At 67.5% G+C, this 19462-nt stretch carries 14 protein-coding genes and 2 pseudogenes; 14 read left to right on the top strand and 2 right to left on the bottom strand.

Annotated elements, in window-relative coordinates:
• Positions 1–3: 3 nt before the first annotated feature.
• From QF031_RS01745 to QF031_RS01790, 10 genes and pseudogenes are all read left to right on the top strand, one after another.
• Entirely contained in the window at positions 4–1401 is a 1398-nt protein-coding gene (locus QF031_RS01745; RefSeq protein WP_307423255.1) for an FAD-dependent oxidoreductase, read from the top strand.
• Positions 1398–2651: a CaiB/BaiF CoA transferase family protein gene (locus QF031_RS01750; RefSeq protein WP_307423258.1), complete on the top strand. Its 1254-nt coding sequence runs from the start codon at positions 1398–1400 to the stop codon at positions 2649–2651. The genes QF031_RS01745 and QF031_RS01750 overlap by 4 nt, the downstream gene beginning before the upstream one ends.
• Positions 2648–3451 (top strand): enoyl-CoA hydratase-related protein, encoded by an 804-nt coding sequence (locus tag QF031_RS01755; protein WP_307423262.1) that lies wholly within the window; start codon positions 2648–2650, stop codon positions 3449–3451. Before QF031_RS01750 ends, QF031_RS01755 begins: the two co-directional genes overlap by 4 nt.
• A gap of 75 nt (positions 3452–3526) precedes the next feature.
• Complete coding sequence (locus QF031_RS01760) at positions 3527–4477, top strand: dihydrodipicolinate synthase family protein (RefSeq protein ID WP_307423264.1); 951 nt, start codon at positions 3527–3529, stop codon at positions 4475–4477.
• A pseudogene (locus QF031_RS01765) lies at positions 4477–5278 on the top strand (SDR family oxidoreductase). The gene QF031_RS01760 and the pseudogene QF031_RS01765 overlap by 1 nt, the downstream one beginning before the upstream one ends.
• A 29-nt stretch (positions 5279–5307) precedes the next feature.
• Positions 5308–6777: an aldehyde dehydrogenase family protein gene (locus QF031_RS01770; protein ID WP_307423266.1), complete on the top strand. Its 1470-nt coding sequence runs from the start codon at positions 5308–5310 to the stop codon at positions 6775–6777.
• Positions 6778–6782: 5 nt separating this feature from the next.
• Positions 6783–7103 (top strand): ferredoxin, encoded by a 321-nt coding sequence (gene fdxA / locus QF031_RS01775; protein ID WP_307423268.1) that lies wholly within the window; start codon positions 6783–6785, stop codon positions 7101–7103.
• A 282-nt stretch (positions 7104–7385) separates the two neighbouring features.
• Positions 7386–8757: pseudogene (locus QF031_RS01780) on the top strand (MFS transporter).
• Positions 8758–8862: 105 nt separating this feature from the next.
• Positions 8863–10119 (top strand): aminopeptidase P family protein, encoded by a 1257-nt coding sequence (locus QF031_RS01785; RefSeq protein ID WP_307423274.1) that lies wholly within the window; start codon positions 8863–8865, stop codon positions 10117–10119.
• Between the two features lie 73 nt (positions 10120–10192).
• Positions 10193–11029 carry an IclR family transcriptional regulator gene (locus tag QF031_RS01790; RefSeq protein ID WP_370874468.1) on the top strand — a complete coding sequence of 279 codons (837 nt, stop codon included), beginning with the start codon at positions 10193–10195 and terminating at the stop codon, positions 11027–11029.
• A gap of 55 nt (positions 11030–11084) precedes the next feature.
• Here QF031_RS01790 and QF031_RS01795 read toward each other — a convergent pair whose 3' ends face one another.
• Complete coding sequence (locus QF031_RS01795; RefSeq protein ID WP_307423278.1) at positions 11085–12704, bottom strand: PucR family transcriptional regulator; 1620 nt, start codon at positions 12702–12704, stop codon at positions 11085–11087.
• Between the two features lie 107 nt (positions 12705–12811).
• Between QF031_RS01795 and QF031_RS01800 the strand changes: the two genes are divergently transcribed.
• From QF031_RS01800 to QF031_RS01810, 3 genes are read left to right on the top strand one after another with little or no spacing between them, the layout of a single operon-like run.
• Positions 12812–14371: a purine-cytosine permease family protein gene (locus QF031_RS01800; protein WP_307423280.1), complete on the top strand. Its 1560-nt coding sequence runs from the start codon at positions 12812–12814 to the stop codon at positions 14369–14371.
• A gap of 55 nt (positions 14372–14426) precedes the next feature.
• Positions 14427–15374: a polysaccharide deacetylase family protein gene (locus tag QF031_RS01805; protein ID WP_307423282.1), complete on the top strand. Its 948-nt coding sequence runs from the start codon at positions 14427–14429 to the stop codon at positions 15372–15374.
• Between the two features lie 44 nt (positions 15375–15418).
• Positions 15419–16645, top strand: coding sequence for an amidohydrolase (locus QF031_RS01810; protein WP_307423285.1), 1227 nt, complete (start codon positions 15419–15421; stop codon positions 16643–16645).
• Here QF031_RS01810 and QF031_RS01815 read toward each other — a convergent pair.
• Entirely contained in the window at positions 16642–17478 is an 837-nt protein-coding gene (locus QF031_RS01815) for a helix-turn-helix transcriptional regulator (RefSeq protein WP_307423287.1), read from the bottom strand. The genes QF031_RS01810 and QF031_RS01815 overlap by 4 nt on opposite strands.
• 85 nt (positions 17479–17563) lie before the next feature.
• Here QF031_RS01815 and ilvD point away from each other — a divergent pair, with 85 nt between their 5' ends.
• Positions 17564–19423 (top strand): dihydroxy-acid dehydratase, encoded by a 1860-nt coding sequence (gene ilvD, locus QF031_RS01820; protein ID WP_307423290.1) that lies wholly within the window; start codon positions 17564–17566, stop codon positions 19421–19423.
• Positions 19424–19462: the final 39 nt, after the last annotated feature.

A 19462-nucleotide genomic window follows, 5' to 3' on the forward strand; every position in this document is an offset into this window, starting at 1 on the left:
CCCATGAACAACACACCCAGCTTCGCCGCGCCCAAAACCAGTTCCCTGGAGCTCAGCACCACCACCGCTGACCTCACGGCCCCGGTGATCTCCCGCTCCAACGTCCTGGTGGTGGGCGGTGGCCCCGCAGGCGTGGCCGCCGCCGTCACCGCCGCCCGCTCCGGCGCCAAGGTCACGCTCCTGGAGCGCTACTCCTCCCTGGGCGGCCTGGCCTCCGGCGGCATGGTGCTGGTCCTTGACGACATGATCAACGGCCAGGACATCACCGTCACGGGCATCGTGTCCGAATACGTTGAACGGCTGCAGAAGCTTGGCCTGGCTGTCGTCCCGCCGGCAGAGGACCGACGCACCTCCGAGGAACTCTGGAACAAGTGGGGCCGCTACGGCACCTTCGACTTCCACTCCCACACCAATCCCAAGCCCATCTGCTACGCAGCAGCGTTCGACCCCGACGGCTGGAAGCGCGTCTCCAATGACCTGGTCCGTGAGGCCGGCGTGGACCTGCGCCTTCACTCCTGGTTCTCCCGCCCCATCGTGGACAACGGCGTCATCAAGGGCGTTGTCTGCGAAACCAAGCTGGGCCCGCAGGCCTTCATGGCGGACGTGGTCATCGATACCACCGGTGACATTGACGTGGCCTCCCGCGCCGGTGCCAGCTACGCCAAGGACAACTACCTCACTACCCTGGTCTTCCGGCTGGGCAACGTTGACACGGCCGCCGCCGAAGCGTTCGAACAGGCCAACCCCAAGGAAGCCCGCGCCATCAACCGCAAGATCAAGCGCCTCCTGGGGGGTGCGTGGGAACTTTGGTGGCTCAAGACCCCCATCGACGGTGTGGTCTGGTGCAACGCCCCGCACATGACCGGCTTCGACGGCGTGGACCCGGCGGACATGACCGCCGCCGAATTCGCCGCCCGGGACAAAATCTCCGAGGCCGTGGACTACGTCCGCGCCAACCTCCCCGGGTTCGAGAAGTGCTACATGCTGGACGTCGCCTCACAGATGGGCGTCCGCCAGACCCGCCTGCTGCAGGGCGAGTACGTCATGACCAAGGACGACGTCACCTCCCGCCGCCACTTCCAGGACAGCGTGGCCCGCGGCCGCGACTACTACTACCCGTACCGCTCCCTGCTGCCCAAGGAAGTTGACCAGCTGCTGGTGGCTGGCCGCCACTACTCCGCCACCCCGGAGGCGCAGAAGATGTCCCGCGAGATCCCGCCCTGCATGGCCATGGGCCAGGCCGTCGGCGTGGCCGCCGCGCTCGCCGTCGAATCCGGCGTGCTGGTCCGCGACGTGGCGGCAGTGGACATCCAGCAGGGCATGCGCCGGCACGGCGCAGACCCCGGCGACGTCCCGTCGTCGAACGCCACCCTGGACGCCGACGCGGCGGTCCTGGCATGAGCGCCGCAACAGTGGAGCGCACGGAAGAATGCACGACGGCGGCGGGGGCCAATGCGGCTGCCTCGCCGGTGCCCCTTCCGCTGGAGGGCATCCGGATTGTGGACTTCACCCAGGTGTTCATGGGCCCGTCCTGCACCCAGCTGCTGGGCGACTACGGTGCCGACATCATCAAGGTGGAGCGGCCCGGCGCAGGGGACATCTCCCGCAACTCGTTCCCGGACCAGGACGGGCAGGACAACCCGATCTTCCTGTCCATCAACCGGAACAAGCGCAGCGTCTCGGTGGACACCCGGACCGACGAAGGCCGGGAAGTCCTGCACCGGCTCCTGGCCGACGCCGACGTGGTGGTCAGCAACTTCCGCTCCGGCGTGATGGAGCGGATGGGCTTCGGGTACGAGGACCTCAAGGCAAAGAACCCGGGGATTATTTGGGCCTCCGGCACCGGCTTTGGCCCGGTGGGACCGTACTCGCACAAGGGCGGGCAGGACGCCATCGCCCAGGCCTACTCCGGCGTGATGTGGCGCCGCGAATCGGATGACCAGAAGCCGGCAATCTACCCCACCACCCTCTGCGACTACATCACGGGCATGCACCTCATGCAGGGCATTCTGCTGGCACTGCGCACCCGGCAGGCATCGGGCGTGGGGCAGAAGGTGGAGGTGACCATGTACGACTCCATGCTGCACCTGCAGATGCAGGAGGCGTGCATGCAGCTCAACCGCGGCTACGAGGTCAACTGGGGCGCCATGCCCTTGAGCGGCGTCTTCGAGACCACTGACGGCGCCGTGTGCATGGTGGGCGGCTTCACCCCGGACCCGTTGGCCCGGATCTCCGACGCCCTGGGCCTGGACGAGGACCTCACCCAGCGGCCCGAGTTCGCCACCCTGGAGCAGCAGTTCAAGAACAAACCCGCCCTGCAGGCCATCTTCCGCGAGCACATCGCCACCAACACCACCGAGTACTGGACCGGGAAACTGGAGGAACAGGGGCTGCTCAACGCCCCGGTCCATACGCTGGAACAGGCGCTCGCCGATGCCCAGACCGAGGCGAACGGCATGATCGTGGAGGCCGAACACCCGCTGGTGGGGACCGTGAAAATGCTCAATGCGCCCATCCGGCTTTCCGCCACGCCGCCCAGCATCCGGCGCGCTGCCCCGCAGCTGGGCGAGCACAACGTGGAGGTCCTGCTGGAGAACGGCTTCGACGCGGACACCATCGCCCGCCTGCAGCAGCTGGGGGTCCTGCGGTGACCGCCGTGGCAGAGCGGGTTGACGAGGTCACCCTCAGGGTCAGTGATGGCGTCGCAACCGTGACCATTGACCGCCAGCACGTCCTCAACGCGGTTGACGGCACGGCGCAGGCCCGGCTCAACGGGATCTGGGAGCAGCTGGAACAGGATCCGTCCGTGCGGGCTGTGGTCATCACCGGTGCCGGACCCCGCGCCTTCTGCGTGGGCGCGGACATGTCCGCCTCCGCCGTGGACAAGACCGGCCTGGAATACTGGGCCGGCCTGGATCCCAACGGCTTCGGGGGCCTGAGCCTGCGCGCCACCCTGGACATTCCCGTCATCGCCAAGGTCAACGGCTACGCACTGGGCGGCGGGATGGAAATCGTCCTTGGCGCGGATATCGTGGTCGCGGCGGATAGCGCGAAGTTCGGGCTGACGGAGCCCCGGGTTGGGCGCCTGGCGCTCGACGGCGGCATCCACCAGCTGCTGCGCCGCGTCCCCTATACGCAGGCCATGGGCATGCTGCTCACCGGCCGGAAAGCGGGCGCCGCCGAGATGCAGGCCATGGGCCTGGTCAATGAAGTGGTTCCGGCTGACGAGCTGGACGCCGCGGTGCAACGCTGGCTCGACCAGATCCTGGCCTGCGCCCCTACCTCGGTCCGGGCCGTTAAGCAGATGGCTGCCCGGACTTCGCACCTGACGGCCGCCGAAGCACGCGGCCTCCGGCTGCCTGCCCTCATGGCCGCCCTGGACAGCGAAGACTCCGCCGAAGGCGTCCGTGCATTCCAGGAAAAACGGCCCCCGGTATGGCCGGGCTGCTGACTGGAACCTTTGGTACTGGCCCGGCCCGCCGCCGTCGAACTTTTCCTTCCTACCTCCTCCTGAAAGGGAACAACCATGCCGCAATCCGCCGCGCCTGAAAAGCGTGAATCCCTAGCCCCCGGAGTGTGGGGCGTTGTTGCCACGCCGTTCCAGGGCAGCACCCTGGACGTGGACCTGGACAGCCTCTCGGACCTCGTGGAGCGCTACCAAACCATCGGCGCCACCGGCCTGACCGTCCTGGGTGTGTTCGGTGAGGCAGCCGCACTCACGGCAGAGGAGCGCCGGCAGGTCCTGGAGATCGCCGTCGAATGCACCAGCCTGCCGCTGGTGGTGGGCGTGACCGCGCTGGCCACCCGGCCGGCCATCGAGGAAATTCGCGCAGCCCAGGAGGCAGCCGGCCCGTGGCTCGCCGCCGTCATGGTGCAGGCCAATTCGCCACGACCGGACGTGGTGGCCGCCCACCTGGACGCCATCCACCGCGCCACCGGAGCCAAGGTGGTGCTGCAGGACTACCCCCTGGCCAGCGGTGTCACCATCTCCACCGATGTGCTCATCACCGTGGTCAAGGCAAGTCCCTCGGTCATTGCCATCAAGGCCGAGGCGCCGCCCACCAGCGTGGCCATCGCATCGCTCAGCGCCGGCACGGGGATTTCGGTGTTCGGCGGGCTCGGGGGCCAGGGCCTGCTGGACGAACTGCTGGCCGGAGCGGCAGGCGCCATGACGGGATTCTCCTACCCCGAAGCCCTCATCGCCTGCCACCGCGCCTGGCAGCGGGAGGGCTACGCGGCTGCGGCCGCCCAGTTGATGCCTTACCTGCCGCTCATCAACTTCGAGCAGCAGGCCAAAGTGGCCTTGGCCATTCGCAAGGAATGCCTGCGGGAACGTGGCTGGATCAAGGAGTCCGGCGTCCGGGCCCCGGCAGCGGGGTTCCCCGAGAACCTGCGGGGCGCCATGTCCGCACACCTCAGCGAAGCCGCCACCGCACTGCAACTGTCCAGTGCCCTTGCCCCCGCCGGGAGCCTCTGATGGATTTGGGCATTGCCGGACGGACAGCGCTGGTGGCCGCCTCCACCGGGGGCCTGGGGCTCGCCGTTGCGCGGGCACTCGCTGCGGAAGGAGCCAAGGTTGCCATCGTGGGCAGGCGCCGGGACCGGGCCCAGGAGATCGTGGGTGGGCTGCAGGCGGCCTACGGAAACCTTCCCGGATTTGGCGCCATCGCCGTCGAAGCCGACCCCACCGCTCCCGGGGGAGTGGAGGCAGCAGTAGCGCAGACCGAATCCAGCCTGGGGCCGATCGACATCCTGGTCCTCAACGGACCCGGACCCAAACCCGGCGCCGCCGCCAGCCTGGGGGCCGAGGACATCGCCGCGGCGTTCGACACCCTGGTCAAGCCGCACCAGGCGTTGGTGTCCCTGACTCTTCCCGGCATGCGCGAGCGGCGGTGGGGGAGGATCCTGGCCGTTGGTTCCAGCGGCGTGGCGGCACCACTGCCCAACCTCGCCATCTCCAACACCGGGCGCGCCGCACTGGCCGCCTACCTCAAGACCCCTCGCCGCCGAGGTGGCGCTGGACGGAGTCACCGTCAACCTGCTCCTGCCCGGCAGGATCGCCACGGACCGGGTCACCGAACTGGACCAGGCCGCCGCCAAGCGCCGCGGCACCACACTTGAGGAAATCCGGCTCGAATCCCGCAAAACCATTCCCGCGCGGCGGTATGGGGAACCCGCCGAATTCGGCGCCGCTGCCGCCTTCCTGTGCAGCGCGCCGGCGTCGTACATCACCGGCGTGGCACTGCGGTGCGACGGCGGCCTCATCCGCAGCCTCTAGCCCCACCCACCATTTTCCAAAGGAACACCATGACCTCCACCGCTCTCGACCCCACCATCACCGCCCACGCACACCTCACCGCCCAGCACCTCATCAACGGCCAGTGGCTGGGCGAGGCGGAAACCCGTCGGATGAACCCCGCCCGGCCGGACGAGCTGGCAGCGCTGTCGCCCAGCGGCACCGCCGACGACGTGGACGCGGCCATCACCGCCGCCGCCGCAGCCCAGCTCTCCTGGGCCGCACTGCCCGCACCCTCCCGCGGCGCCATCCTCCTCACCGCCGGAAACCTGCTGATCGAACGGCAGGCCGCCATCGCCGAGGACCTGGTCCGTGAGGAAGGCAAAACCCTGGCCGAGGCCAAGGGCGAAGTGAAACGCGCCTCGGACGTGCTGCGCTTCTTCGGCTCACTCGGCTGGGCCGCCACTGGTGAGGTGCTGCCCAGCGGCCTGCCGGACACCACCATCACCACCCGCCGCGAACCGCTGGGCGTCGTCGCCCTGATCACGCCCTGGAACTTTCCCATCGCCATCCCAGCCTGGAAGGCAGCACCGGCCCTGATCACCGGCAACACGGTGGTGATCAAGCCGGCCGAAATCACGCCGCTGTCCGCCACCCACCTGGCCCGCGCCCTGCAGGACGCGGGACTGCCGGGCGGCGTGTTCAACGTGGTCCACGGCAAGGGCCGCGTGGTGGGCGACGCCCTGGCGCGCGATCCGCGCATTGCCGGATTGTCCTTCACCGGGTCCACCAAGGTGGGCCTTGGCCTGCAGGAGATCCTCAACGGCCGGCGCGCCCGCGTGCAGCTGGAAATGGGCGGCAAGAACGGCGTTCTGGTCCTGGATGACGCGGACCCGCGCAAGGCAGCCCAGGTGGTGGCGGCCGGCGCCTTCGGCCTTACCGGCCAGGCTTGCACTGCCACGTCACGCGTCTACGCAACCCCCGGCATCCGGTCAGCGTTCCTGGATGCCCTGGTGGCGGAAGCTGCCAGGTACACGCCCGGTGACGGGCTGGAGTCCGCCATGGGGGCCGTGGTAAGCCAGCCGCAGTTCGAGCAGGACCAGGCAGCGGTGCGCGGCGCCGTCGAGCGCGGTGCAACCCTCCTGCACGGAGAGTACGACGGCGATCCCTCCGGGGCACTATCCTTCCCCGCCGCGGTGCTCACCGACCTGGCCTTCGACGATCCGGCCGTGACAGAAGAAATCTTCGGCCCCGTGGTGGCCGTCCTGGAAGTGCCCGACTATGAGGCAGGCCTGGCCGCCATCAACGACTCCCGGTACGGCCTGACCGCCGGCATCTGCACGGATTCGCTGGCCCTGGCCACCGACTTCTCGGCCCGTGCCCAGGCAGGGGTCATCAAGGTCAACCGGCCCACCGCGGGGCTGGACCTGAACGTGCCGTTCGGCGGCGTGAAGGACTCCTCCACCAACACGTTCCGTGAACAGGGCAGGTCCGCCCTGGATTTCTTCACGTGGGGCAAGACGGTCTACACGGGCGTGTAGCTGCCATGACGTACGTGATCGCCCAGCCCTGCGTGGATGTGAAGGACAAGGCCTGCATCCAGGAGTGCCCCGTGGACTGCATCTACGAGGGTGAACGTTCGCTCTACATCCACCCGTCGGAATGCGTGGACTGCGGTGCCTGTGATCCCGTGTGCCCGGTCGAGGCCATTTACTACTCCGACGACGTTCCGGACGAGTGGGCAGACTACGTCCGCGCCAATGTGGAGTTCTTCTCCGAGCTGGGCTCACCGCAGGGCGCGTCTGTCCTCGGAAACCTGCACCGGGACCATCCGGTGATCGCTGCGGAACCCGTGCCAGCGCGGTAGCAGCCGTCCGTGCCTTAGCCCTTCAGTGGCCGCCAAGCCTTCCCGCTTGGCGGCCACTGTTATGTTAAGCCGCCAGACTTGGCTCTGATTACAACCATGTTGCTTTGAATGCAACTTAATCCATATTTGAGACTTGAGGGTTTGGAAGCCAAGCTGAGGCAGGCAGCAGCGAGCAGGAGGAAATTAATGCTTCCAAAAGCTATTGACTGTGCTGCACGTCACGGCCTATCTTGAAACAACCACGTTGCAAGCAATGCAACTCCAACTTTTATTGGTGGTTTCATGAGTACCGAACAAAACTCACCCGGGGCGGGCGTGGTTGCCGCTGACGCCAACCCTTCGGCCCGGGCAGACCAGGGCGCAGGCAGTGCTGTGGCCAGCAAGGATGTCCGACCGCCGGGTGGTCACCGCGAGCTTCATCGGCAACTTCGTCGAATGGTTCGATTACGCGGTGTACGGCTACCTGGCCGCAGTCATTTCCTCCGTGTTCTTCCCCGAAGCCGACCGGCAGACCGCGCTGCTGGCAACCTTCGCCGTCTTTGCCATTTCCTTCTTTGTCCGTCCCCTGGGCGGCTTCTTCTGGGGTCACATCGGCGACAAGCTCGGCCGGCGCAAGGCTCTGTCCTTGTCCATCGTCATCATGTCCGTCTCCACCTTCTGCATCGCCCTCATTCCCGGTTACGGAACCATCGGCATGCTGGCACCGGTCCTGCTGCTCCTGGTCCGCGTGGTCCAGGGCTTCTCGGCCGCAGGGGAGTACGCCGGGGCATCCGCCTTCCTGGTGGAATATGCACCGGCCAACCGCCGCGGCCTCTACGCCGCCGTCGTCCCCGCCAGCACCGCCGCGGGCCTGCTCCTGGGCTCACTGATCGCGGCGCTCCTCAGCTCGGTGCTCACCACGGACCAGCTGCACGAATGGGGCTGGCGGCTGCCGTTCCTGCTGGCCGCCCCCATGGGCCTGATCGGCCGCTACATCCGCACCAAGCTAGAGGACACCCCAGCCTTCCGTGCCCTGGCTGACCAGGAGGAATCCGCGCCCAAGGCTCCGGCGCTGGACATGTTCCGGACCTACCGCAAGCAGCTGGTGATCGCCTGCGGCGCGGTGCTGCTCAACGCCGTCGGCTTCTACGTCATCCTCAGCTACATGCCCACCTACCTCTCCGAGGAACTGGGCTTCGGACCCACGGAGTCCTTCCTGGCCACCACCATCGCCCTGGCCAGTTACATCGGCTTCATCTTCCTGACCGGCCTCGCGTCGGACCGCTTCGGCCGCAAGCGCATGCTGATCACCGCGTCCGTGCTGTTCATGCTCCTGACCGTTCCCGCCTTCATGCTGCTGGATACAGGCAACTTTCTGGTGATCGTCCTGGTCCAGATCCTGCTGGGCGGCATGCTCACCCTGAACGACGGAACGCTGCCCAGCTTCCTGGCCGAGCTGTTCCCCACCAAGGTCCGGTACAGCGGCTTCGCGGTCAGTTTCAACCTCTCCAACGCCCTGTTCGGCGGTACGGCACCGTTCATGGCCACCCTGCTGATTGGCATGACCCAGAGCAAGCTGGCCCCCGGCTGGTACCTCGTGGCCGCAGCCGCCGTATCCCTGACGGCCGTTTTGTTCGCCGCCGAAACCTCGCGGAAGCCCCTCAAGCACCTCTGACCAGCCAGAGAGCCACGCCAACCCGGCGACTAAGACCACCTTCATCACGCAAACCAACACCGGCTGCACAACAGCAGCCGGCACCCATTAGAAAGGCACACCTACGTGACTATCACCGCTGACAACGCGTCCTCCATTGCCGAACTTGAGCGCCTCAAGGTCCTGCACATCGGTTCCAAGGGCAAGCTCACGTTCTCGGATGCCGAGTTCGAGCGCCGCCTTGGCGGCCTCCGCAAGATCATGGCCGCCAAGGACCTGGACGCAGTCATCCTGACCAGCTACCACGGCATCAAGTACTACTCCGACTTCCTCTACACCACGTTCGGCCGCAACTACGCCCTGGTTGTCACCGCCGACGACTCCGTCACCGTCACCGCCAACATCGACGCCGGCATGCCGTGGCGCACCTCCTACGGCGAGAACATCGTCTACACCGACTGGCGCCGGGACAACTTCTACTTCGGCCTGCAGGAAGCGCTGCGCCAGCGCGGCGTCAAGGCCAACCGCATCGGCGTCGAGGATGACTTCCTCCCCGGCCTGACCCGCGAGAAGATTGCCGCCGCGTTCCCGGGCGCAGCACTCCTGGACGTCTCCCAGGACGCCATGCGCCAGCGCATGATCAAGTCCGCCGAGGAAATTGAGGTCATCAAGCACGGCGCCCGCATCGGCGACCTGGGCGGCGAGGCCATCCGCAACGCCATCCGCGAGGGCATCTCCGAGTACGAGGTCGCCCTGATCGGCACCGAGGCCATGGTGCACGAGATTGCCAGGACCTTCCCTGACCGCGAGGTCCGCGACACCTGGGTGTGGTTCCAGTCCGGCATCAACACCGACGGCGCCCACAACTGGGCCACCACCCGCAAGCTGCAACAGGGCGACATCCTCTCGCTCAACTGCTTCCCCATGACCTCCGGCTACTACACCGCCCTGGAGCGCACCCTCTTCCTGGGCCAGCCGGACGAACGCTCACTGGAGCTGTGGAACATCAACGTGGAGGTGCACCGCCGCGGCCTTGAACTCATCAAGCCCGGCGCCGTCTGCAAGGACATCGCCGCAGAACTCAACGAGATCTACATCAGCCACGGTCTGCTGGCCAACCGCACCTTCGGCTACGGCCACTCCTTCGGCGTCCTCAGCCACTACTACGGCCGCGAAGCCGGCCTTGAGCTGCGCGAGGACATCGACACCGTCCTCGAACCGGGCATGGTGGTCTCCATGGAGCCCATGATCACGGTGGCTGACGGCCTGCCGGGCGCCGGGGGCTACCGCGAGCACGACATCCTGGTGATCGGCGAGGACAACTCGGTGGAGAACATCACCAAGTTCCCGTTCGGTCCCGAGCACAACATCATCGAGGGATAACCAACTGAACAGCCAAAGCGGCGCCGTGGACCACGGCGCCGCTTTCGGCGTCTGCCGCCACCGATAGGGAAAGATGGTGCCCACCATGACTCCAGCAAAAATTTCCGACAGCAACGGCAGCGGGACCGGCACCAACGGCGGACCGGATGCGAAAGGCGCCTCCGTCGTCGTCAATGCCATCGCCGTCCTGCGCACCTTCACCGCCGATGAGCCGCTGCTGGGCGTCACCGAAATCGCCAACCGGGTGGGGATGCACAAGAGCAGCGTCTCCCGGATCCTGGCCACCTTCGAGCAGGAAAACCTGGTGGAACGCGACCCGGAAACCAAGCGGTTCCGGCTGGGACTGGGGCTTATCGCCGTCGCCGGACCGCTGCTGGCGGAGATGGAGGAACGCCGCGTCGCCTATCCGGTCCTGCGGCAGCTGACCGAGCAAACGGGGGAAACGAGCGCTCTGATGCTGTGGAACGGCGACGAGGCCATTTGTGTGGAGCAGATCGCCAGCCACCACCAGATCAAGCACACCACGCCCCTCGGCGCCCGCTATCGGGACGCCATGAGCGCCTCGGTCCAGGTCTTTCTGTCCACCCTGCCGGCGGAGCGGGTGCGGGAGTTGCTGCGGAGCGGCACCATCACCTTCCCGGGACTGGACGACGCCGGCCTGGCAGCGTACGAGGCCCGGCTCCAGGATGTTGCGCGGCGGGGATGGGCGGGGAACTACGGTGAGTCGTCCATGGACGAGGTGGGCGTGGCTGCGCCCGTCCGTGACCACCGCGGTGATGTGGTGGCCGCCGTCCTGATTCCGGCACCCCGGTTCCGGGTGTCCAAGGAGCAGTTCGAGGGTCTGGGCGAGGCCTGCATGGCCGCCGCCGCGAAGGTGACCACCCGGCTGGGCGGCCGGGCGGCAAGTTAATGCTTTCGACGGGCGGTCAGCGCTAAACAAGCTAGGCAACGGGCGCGGGTGGGCGTTACGGCAGCCCTGCCATCCTGGCCGCCAGGTGGAGCGCCGCCAGCCGCCCCGTGCCCCGCGGATCTCCGCCGCACAGCTCGAAAATCCGCTGCAGCCGGTGGTGCATCGACTGCCGCTCCAGGTGCAGTTCGCGTGCCGACTGGGCGGTGTTGCAGCCGGAGTCCAGCCACACCTGCAGGGTCTCCAGCAGCTGTGACTGACGCTGCGCATCATGTTCCAGAACCGCCCGCAACTGCCGGTTGACGAACGCCTCACGGGCGGAGGCGTCGAGGCAGGTCAGTGAGAGGCTCTCCACGGCGGTGTCCTGGGCATCAACCACCACCAGGCCGCGGGCTGCCGCTGACCGCCTGCGCGCCGACAGATTCCGGCGCCGGATCTGGCGGACCTCAAGGGCGCGGCGGGCCTCCGCCAGTGACCAGGCCGCCTCCGCCACCGCACCTGCCGGCGGCCCCACGGCGATCACGGCATCATGGTCACCTTCCAGCCCCTGCAGGGATTCCAGGAGCTGCCGACGCACGCCGGCAGTCCCGGTGCACGGCAGGCCGATCATCACCACCAGTTCGGCCTCGTCAAGATAGGCGGCGCAGGGGATCCGTTCCGAGCTCAGGAAGTTTTCGACGGCGCCCCGCAGCTCCTGTGGGGCCGCCGCATGGATGGCCGCCACGACAAGGGGTGAGTCCGTGGGGAAGCCGGCGCCGGGGGCGAGCTGCTCAAGTCGCCACTCGGGAGCGGAATTCAGCACAGCGCGCATCAGTTCAGCGCCGGCCAGGGCGTGCAGTCCCGGAGGCGTGTGCTGCAGCAGCGCCAGGCCCAGGATGTCCACGGCGCGCTCGCCGGCCACCTGAGCCAGCGCCGGGTCCGCGACATCCGGCACGTGCACCTCGAGGCGCCCCATGAGGACCCCGCGCACGGGGATGTCCACGGTGATGACTGTTCCGTCAACAGTCCCGTTAAAGCCCACGTGCGCGCCCTGGCCTGGACCGCCGTCGTCCGCTGCTCCCTCCTTGGGCGGTACCTCCCGCGCGTCCGCACCCACCCCGCTGCCCCAGCCCTCCGGCGCCGCGCTGCCCATGGTGACGCCCCACGGGGAGGTGAGCTTCACCGCGGAACCGGTGATCCCTGCCAGCACGCCCAGGATCTTGTCCAGTGAAGCCCCGTGGGCCAGCTCGGCAGCCATGGCGCGGGTGGCGGCATCGGCCTGCTGCAGGTGCCCCACCGATTCGCTGACCAGCATGGAGTTGATGGCCTGCATGACGCCCACAAAGGGCACCACCTTGCGCAGCTCAACGACGGGCAGACCGTACTCCTCCGCCTTCTGCAGCATCTCCGGCGGAATTTCAGGCAGCGCGCCGCCGGTCTCAACGGCCAGCGCGGCGATGCCGCGCTGGGCCAGTTCGTGCACATAGTCCTCGCGCTTGGAGGGCGTGGCCGTAGCCAGCGTGATTCCGCCGCACAGCAGCAGCTCGCCGCCGCGGAGCAGGGGGGCGATATCCAGCACCTCGCTGGAATGGACCCAACGAACCGGCTGGGCATCGGCATCCGCGCCCGCGGGATGGAGGACCGGATTGGCGGCGGCTAGGGCAGGGTGGGCGAGTATTTCGCCAAGAAACACTGACACGACAGTCCGTAACGTAGAAGAAGAATTTGTTCGACAGATTGTATCTTGTTGGTTGTGATGAGGGCCACATAGCCTTGTTTGTACTTATCCACCTCACGGAGGCCCCCATGCAAGAAAAGCTTTCAACAGCCACGCACGGCCAACCTGACCAGGCCACACAGGACCACAGCGCCGTGGACCATGAAGCCTGGCTGCAGCCCATCCCCGAATCAGCACGCACACGCAAGGTATCCGGCCAGTTCTGGATCTGGGCGGGCGCCAACCTGGCACCCATCAACTGGGTGCTGGGGGCACTCGGTATCCAGCTGGGACTCGGACTCGCGGACACCATTACCGTCCTGGTGCTGGGCAACCTGATCGGCATGCTGCTCTTTGGCTGCTTCGTCCTCCTGGGCCAGAAGACCGGAGCCACCGGCATGGTCCTGGCCCGGGCCGCATTCGGACGGCGCGGCAACTACCTGCCGGCCGCCATCCAGGCCCTGCTGGTCATCGGCTGGTGCGCGGTGAACACTTGGATCATCCTGGACCTGGTCATGGCGCTCTTCGGAACCCTTGGCTGGGTTGACCCGGAAGCCCCCAACTACGCCTGGAAGATCGGCGTTGCCACCTTCATCATGGCCCTCCAGGTTGCCATTGCCTGGTTCGGCTACAAGGCCATCGCCGCCTTCGAGAAATGGACCGTGCCGCCCACCATCCTCATCCTGGCCGTCATGTCCGCGGTGGCATGGTTCGGCATGGACATCAACTGGGGCTACGCCGGACCGGCCGGCGCCGTCCTGGAAGGTTCCGAGCGGATCGCCGCCATGAGCGCGGTCATGACCGCCATCGGCATCGGCTGGGGCATCACCTGGTTCACCTACGCAGCGGACTACTCCCGGTTCGTCAGCACCAGCGTTCCCAAGAAGAAGGTCTACCTTGCCTCAGTCCTGGGCCAGTTCATCCCCGTGGTGTGGCTCGGCGTCCTGGGCGCCAGCCTGGCCACCAACAGCGGCGAGATCGATCCCGGCAAGCTCATCGTCATGAACTTCGGCGCCATGGCGCTGCCCGTGCTGCTGATGGTCCTCCATGGCCCCATCGCCACCAACATCCTGAACATCTACACGTTCTCGGTGGCCACCCAGGCCCTGGACATCTCCATCAGCCGCCGCAAGCTCAACCTGTTCGTCGGCGTCTTCTCGCTCGCCGCCGTCGTCTTCTTCATCTTCCAGGAGGACTTCGCAGCGGTCCTCGACGCCTGGCTGATCGGCCTGGTGGCATGGGTGGCCGCCTGGGGCGGCATCATGCTGGTGCACTACTTCTGGCTGGACAAGCGCTGGCCCGGTGAGCCGGAGCGCCTGTTCGACGGCGTGGGCACCAAGCGGCTGCCGGTGGTCAACTTTGCCGGCGTCATCTCCCTCGTGGCCGGGATCTTCGCAACGTGGCTGTTCATGTACGGCCTGATCCCCATCATGCAGGGCCCCATCGCCGTGGCCCTGGGCGGCTGGGACCTGTCCTGGCTGGCCGGCGGCCTGACCAGCGCCGGGGTGTACGCCATCCTCGGCCCGCGGCAGCACATCCGCTACCTCGCACTTGAGCCGCGCGCCACGCAGAAGGTGGACGCCACCCCTGGCGCGACCGCTCCGGAAGCAGGGAGCTCGGAGAGCACGCCCGCCCTTCCCGCCCTCTAAGCTCACCATCCCGAAGAACCTGGCGGGCGCCCAGCGCCCGCCGAAAGGATTTCCCGTGAACAAGCCCGCCATCGCGGACGCCCTGCACCCCATCACCTGGCCCGAGGGCTTCAAGGCCGCAGCGTCCTTCACCTTCGACGTGGACGCCGAGTCCTGCACCATCGCCCACGATCCCACCAGCACCCGGCGCATGTCGCTGATGAGCCACCAGTCCTACGGCCCCAAGATCGCGGTGCCCCGGCTGCTGGCCATCCTGGCCCGCCAGGACATCCAGGCCACCTTTTTCATCCCCGGCTTCACAGCCGAGTCCTACCCGGATGTGGTCCGGCAGATCGTGGACGGCGGGCACGAGGTGGCCCACCACGGCTACCTTCACGAACCCATGCAGGGCATCAACGCCGCCACCGAGGCCAGCTACATTGACCGCGGCCTCGAGGCCCTGGCCAAGGTGGCAGGGGTCCGGCCCGTGGGTTACCGCGCACCGTGGTGGGAACTGAACTGGCACTCCCCGGGCCTGCTGGCGGACCGCGGCTTCCTCTACGATTCGAGCCTGCTCGACGGCGATGCCCCCTACCGCTTCGCCGTCGCCGCCGATGATCCCCGGGACATCGTGGAGATCCCCGTGGACTGGACCCTGGACGACTGGGAGCAGTACGCCTTCTACCCCGGCGTTACGGGCAGCGGCGTGATCGAGAGCCCGGCCAAGGTCCTGGAAATGTGGACGCTTGAAGCCGAAGCCCACCACTCCCAGGGCAGCTGCTTCGTCCTGACCAACCACCCGTTCATCTCCGGCCGGCCCTCCAAGGCCGTGGCCCTGGAGCAGCTGATGGAACGGGTGAAGTCGATGGATGGCATGTGGGTGACCACCATGGAGAACATTGCCCGGCACACCAAGGCCACGGTCGGCGAGGTCCACACCCACGCGCGGATTGACGTGCCGGTATTCCCGGGCGCGGGTGCACAGTTCAAGCCGGCCGTGGTGCGGCAGGGGGTGCTGGCCTAAAGTGGCCGAAGGGGCGGGCACGGCCGGCCGGGAGGAGCACTCACATGGATGTCACAGACAGCGGTATGGAGCAGGAACTTGCCTGGCAAATACCGCTCTACGAGCGGCTCCACGCGAATCCTGAGCTCGGGCTCGCTGAGCACGCAACGTCCGCCGCGGCAGCGGACCTTCTGTCCGGCTGGGGCTTTGACGTCCGGCACTTTGGCGGTACCGGCGTCGTGGGCGTTCTTGCCAACGGCGCCGGTCCCTGCGTCCTGGCCCGGGCGGACATGGACGCGCTGCCGGTCACCGAGGCCACAGGCGCCAGCTACGCCTCCGCCGTCCCAGGGGTGATGCACGCGTGCGCGCATGACATGCACGTCGTGGCGCTCCTCGGCGCGGCGAAATACCTCGCCGAACACCGGGGCGCCTGGCAGGGCACCTACGTTGCCTTGTTCCAGCCGGCGGAAGAGACGGCGGCGGGCTCGCAGGCAATGCTCGACGACGGCCTGGCCGCAGGGATCCCGCGGCCGGACGTCGCGCTGGCCCAGCACGTCATGCCCACCGAGGCTGGAACGATCGGCACCACCCCGGGTCCGGTGCTCTCGGCCGGCGACTCTGTGCGGATTACTATCCACGGCCGCGGCGCCCACGGCTCCATGCCGCACAAGTCCGTGGATCCGGTGGTGCTCGCCGCCTCGATCGTCCTCCGCCTGCAGACTGTGGTGTCCCGCGAAACGATTCCAGGGGAGTTCGCAGTGCTGACTGTTGGCTCGGTGAGCGCCGGAGCCACGGCCAACATCATCCCGGACCGGGCGGAACTGTTGCTCAACCTGCGGACCTACAGCATGGCGACCCGCGCCGCCATGATCGCCGCCATCGAGCGGATCGTGCGAGGCGAGTGCGCAGCTGCGGGCTCCCCGCAGGATCCGGAGTTCGAGTACTACGACCAGTACCCGTTGACCAGCAACGATCCCGAGGCCAATGCCAGGGTCACGGCGGCTTTCACCCGGACGTTCGGGGCGGACGCCGTCTACCGCACCGCCCCGCAGACGGCGTCCGAGGACTTCAGCCGCATCCCTGACGCTTTCGGCATCCCGTACGTCTACTGGGTGGTCGGCTCCGTGCCCCCGGAAACCTACCGGCGGGCCGTGGCGAACGACACGCTGGACGCCGACATCCCTGCCAACCACTCGCCGTCGTTCCTGCCCGCCGTCGACCCCACCCTCCGCGTGGCTTCCCAGGCGCAGGCCGTGGCGGCGTTTGCTTACCTCGCAGCCGAAACCGGCTAGCTGGAGGCGGAGAGCAGCGACTGCATCTGCGCTGCGGCGTCGCTGCCCGGGGCCGGCGTGTACACCACAATGTGCAGGTCCGGCCGGTCCGACGGGGACACCTGGTGGTGCTCCAGCTGCAGGACTCCCACCGCGGGATGGTGGAACAGGCGCTCGCGGGACTCAAAGCCCAGGATGTCGTAGAGGTCCCAGCCCTGCCGGAACTCCGGGCTTGCTTCCTTGAGCCGTTCCACCTGGTACTGGATGTCCGGGTCGCCCAGCCGCTGCCCGGCTTCGGCCCGGAACTCTGCAAGGAACCGTTTGCTGGTTGTTTCCCAGTCCGGCAGCAGATTCCGGACATAGGGGTCGGTGAATACCAGCCAAAGCAGGTTCCGGTCCGCGGGCGTCGTCGTGGCGATGTTGGGGTAAAGCGCCGCGTACGCCTTGTTCCAGCCGGCCACGCCCCAGTCCGGAAACAGGGCGAAGGACGGGTTGGGGTCCAGTGCATCCATCAGCCGTTGAATGTGGGGCGGGGCGGAGTCGGCCGCCGGGCTGGCGGGTGCTGTGGATGCGTAGCCCCCGAGGGACAGGACGTAGCCAAGGCCCGTGCTTGAAAGGTGCAGCGCCCGGCTGACCGCTTCGAGGACCTGCCGGGAGGGGCTGATGTCCCGGCCCTGCTCCAGCCAGGTGTACCAGGTCACGCTGACGCCGGAAAGGAAGGCCACCTCCTCGCGCCGGAGCCCCCGCTCCCGCGTGCGGCCGACGGGCGGCAGGCCATAGTCGGCCCGCAGCGCCTGGTCGCGGCGGGCCCTTAGGAAAAGGCCGAGTTCTTTGCGCCGCCCGGGATTGTTCACCCGCAAATACTATTACTCTGGTACTTCTACTACTAGTAGCAGCGCTGTCTTCCACCGCGGGGGCCGAACCCGCAGGATGGTAAGCATGCCTGCACTCCGCTCTAAAACAGTCACCCACGGCCGCAACATGGCCGGAGCCCGCGCACTGCTGCGCGCCTCCGGCGTCGCCAACTCCGACATCGGCAAGCCGATCATCGCCGTGGCCAACTCCTTCACCGAGTTCGTCCCCGGCCACACCCACCTGGCCCCCGTGGGCCGGATCGTGTCCGACGCGATCCTCGCCGCCGGCGCCGTGCCGCGCGAATTCAACACCATCGCCGTGGACGACGGCATCGCCATGGGCCACTCCGGCATGCTCTACTCGCTGCCGTCCCGGGACCTGATCGCCGACTCCGTGGAATACATGGTCAACGCCCACTGCGCCGACGCCCTGGTCTGCATCTCCAACTGCGACAAGATCACCCCCGGCATGCTCATGGCAGCCCTGCGCCTGAACATCCCCGTGGTCTTCGTCTCCGGCGGCCCCATGGAGGCCGGCCGCGTGACCCTGACCGACGGCTCCGTCCGCTCCCTGGACCTGGTGAACGCGATCGCCGACGCCGTGGACGAATCCATCTCCGATGCGGACATCAACCTCATCGAAGAGAACGCCTGCCCCACCTGCGGTTCCTGCTCCGGCATGTTCACTGCCAACTCCATGAACTGCCTTGCCGAGGCCATCGGCCTGGCCCTGCCCGGCAACGGCTCCGTGCTGGCCACCCACACCGCGCGGAAGGCGCTGTACGAGAAAGCCGGGCGCACCGTCGTCGAGCTGGTGAAGCGCTATTACGACGGCGACGACGACTCCGTGCTGCCGCGCTCCATCGCCACTGCGAAGGCCTTCGACAACGCCATGGCCCTGGACATTTCCATGGGTGGCTCCACCAACACCATCCTGCACCTGCTGGCCGCGGCCCAGGAGGCCGGCGTGGATTACGGCCTGGCCGAGATGGACGCCAAGTCCCGTCAGGTTCCCTGCCTGGCCAAGGTGGCCCCGAACGTCGCCAAAGACAAGACCTACTACATGGAGGACGTCCACCGCGCGGGCGGCATCCCGGCCCTGCTGGGTGAGCTGAACCGCGGCGGCCTCCTGCACAAGGACGTCCACTCCGTGCACTCCGCCGACCTGGACGGCTGGCTTGACGACTGGGATATCCGCGGCGGCAAGGCCACGGAGGAAGCGAAGGCCCTGTGGCACGCTGCCCCCGGCGGCGTCCGCTCCTCCACCGCGTTCTCCCAGTCGAACGAGTGGACCTCGCTGGACACCGACGCTGCAGAAGGCTGCATCCGCTCCGTGGAGCACGCCTACTCCAAGGACGGCGGCCTGGCCGTGCTGCGCGGCAACGTGGCCGTCGACGGAGCCGTGGTGAAGACCGCGGGCGTGGACGAGTCCATCTGGACCTTCTCCGGCCCGGCCGTGGTCTGCGAGTCCCAGGACGAGGCCGTGGAGAAGATCCTGAACAAGCAGGTCAAGGAAGGCGACGTGGTGGTCATCCGCTACGAAGGCCCCAAGGGCGGTCCGGGCATGCAGGAAATGCTCTACCCGACGTCGTTCCTCAAGGGCCGCGGCCTGGGCAAGAAGTGCGCACTCATCACTGACGGCCGCTTCTCCGGCGGCACCTCCGGCCTGTCGATCGGGCACATCTCGCCGGAGGCCGCCTCCGGCGGCACCATCGCCCTGGTGGAGGACGGCGACGTCATCAGCATCAACATCAGCCAGCGATCCATGCAGCTGGAGGTCTCCGATGACGTCCTTGAAGAACGCCGCGAGAAACTCCTGGTGAACGGTGGCTACAAGCCCAAGGACCGGGACCGGCAGGTTTCCGCCGCACTGCGTGCCTATGCCGCGATGGCGACTTCCGCAGACAAGGGTGCCGTCCGGGACGTGTCGCTGCTGGAGCGGTAGCGCCAACCCCAGGGCGGTACCGTCAACCCCGGCGGGGGA

Source organism: Pseudarthrobacter defluvii (genome assembly GCF_030816725.1).
Taxonomy (GTDB): Bacteria; Actinomycetota; Actinomycetes; order Actinomycetales; family Micrococcaceae; genus Arthrobacter; species Arthrobacter defluvii_A.

Coding starts and splice junctions, on each gene's coding strand:
- QF031_RS01745 (WP_307423255.1), top strand. CDS start 4: ATGAACAACACACCCAGCTTCGCCGCGCCCAAAACCAGTTCCCTGGAG.
- QF031_RS01750 (WP_307423258.1), top strand. CDS start 1,398: ATGAGCGCCGCAACAGTGGAGCGCACGGAAGAATGCACGACGGCGGCG.
- QF031_RS01760 (WP_307423264.1), top strand. CDS start 3,527: ATGCCGCAATCCGCCGCGCCTGAAAAGCGTGAATCCCTAGCCCCCGGA.
- QF031_RS01770 (WP_307423266.1), top strand. CDS start 5,308: ATGACCTCCACCGCTCTCGACCCCACCATCACCGCCCACGCACACCTC.
- fdxA (WP_307423268.1), top strand. CDS start 6,783: ATGACGTACGTGATCGCCCAGCCCTGCGTGGATGTGAAGGACAAGGCC.
- QF031_RS01790 (WP_370874468.1), top strand. CDS start 10,193: ATGGTGCCCACCATGACTCCAGCAAAAATTTCCGACAGCAACGGCAGC.
- QF031_RS01800 (WP_307423280.1), top strand. CDS start 12,812: ATGCAAGAAAAGCTTTCAACAGCCACGCACGGCCAACCTGACCAGGCC.
- QF031_RS01810 (WP_307423285.1), top strand. CDS start 15,419: ATGGATGTCACAGACAGCGGTATGGAGCAGGAACTTGCCTGGCAAATA.
- ilvD (WP_307423290.1), top strand. CDS start 17,564: ATGCCTGCACTCCGCTCTAAAACAGTCACCCACGGCCGCAACATGGCC.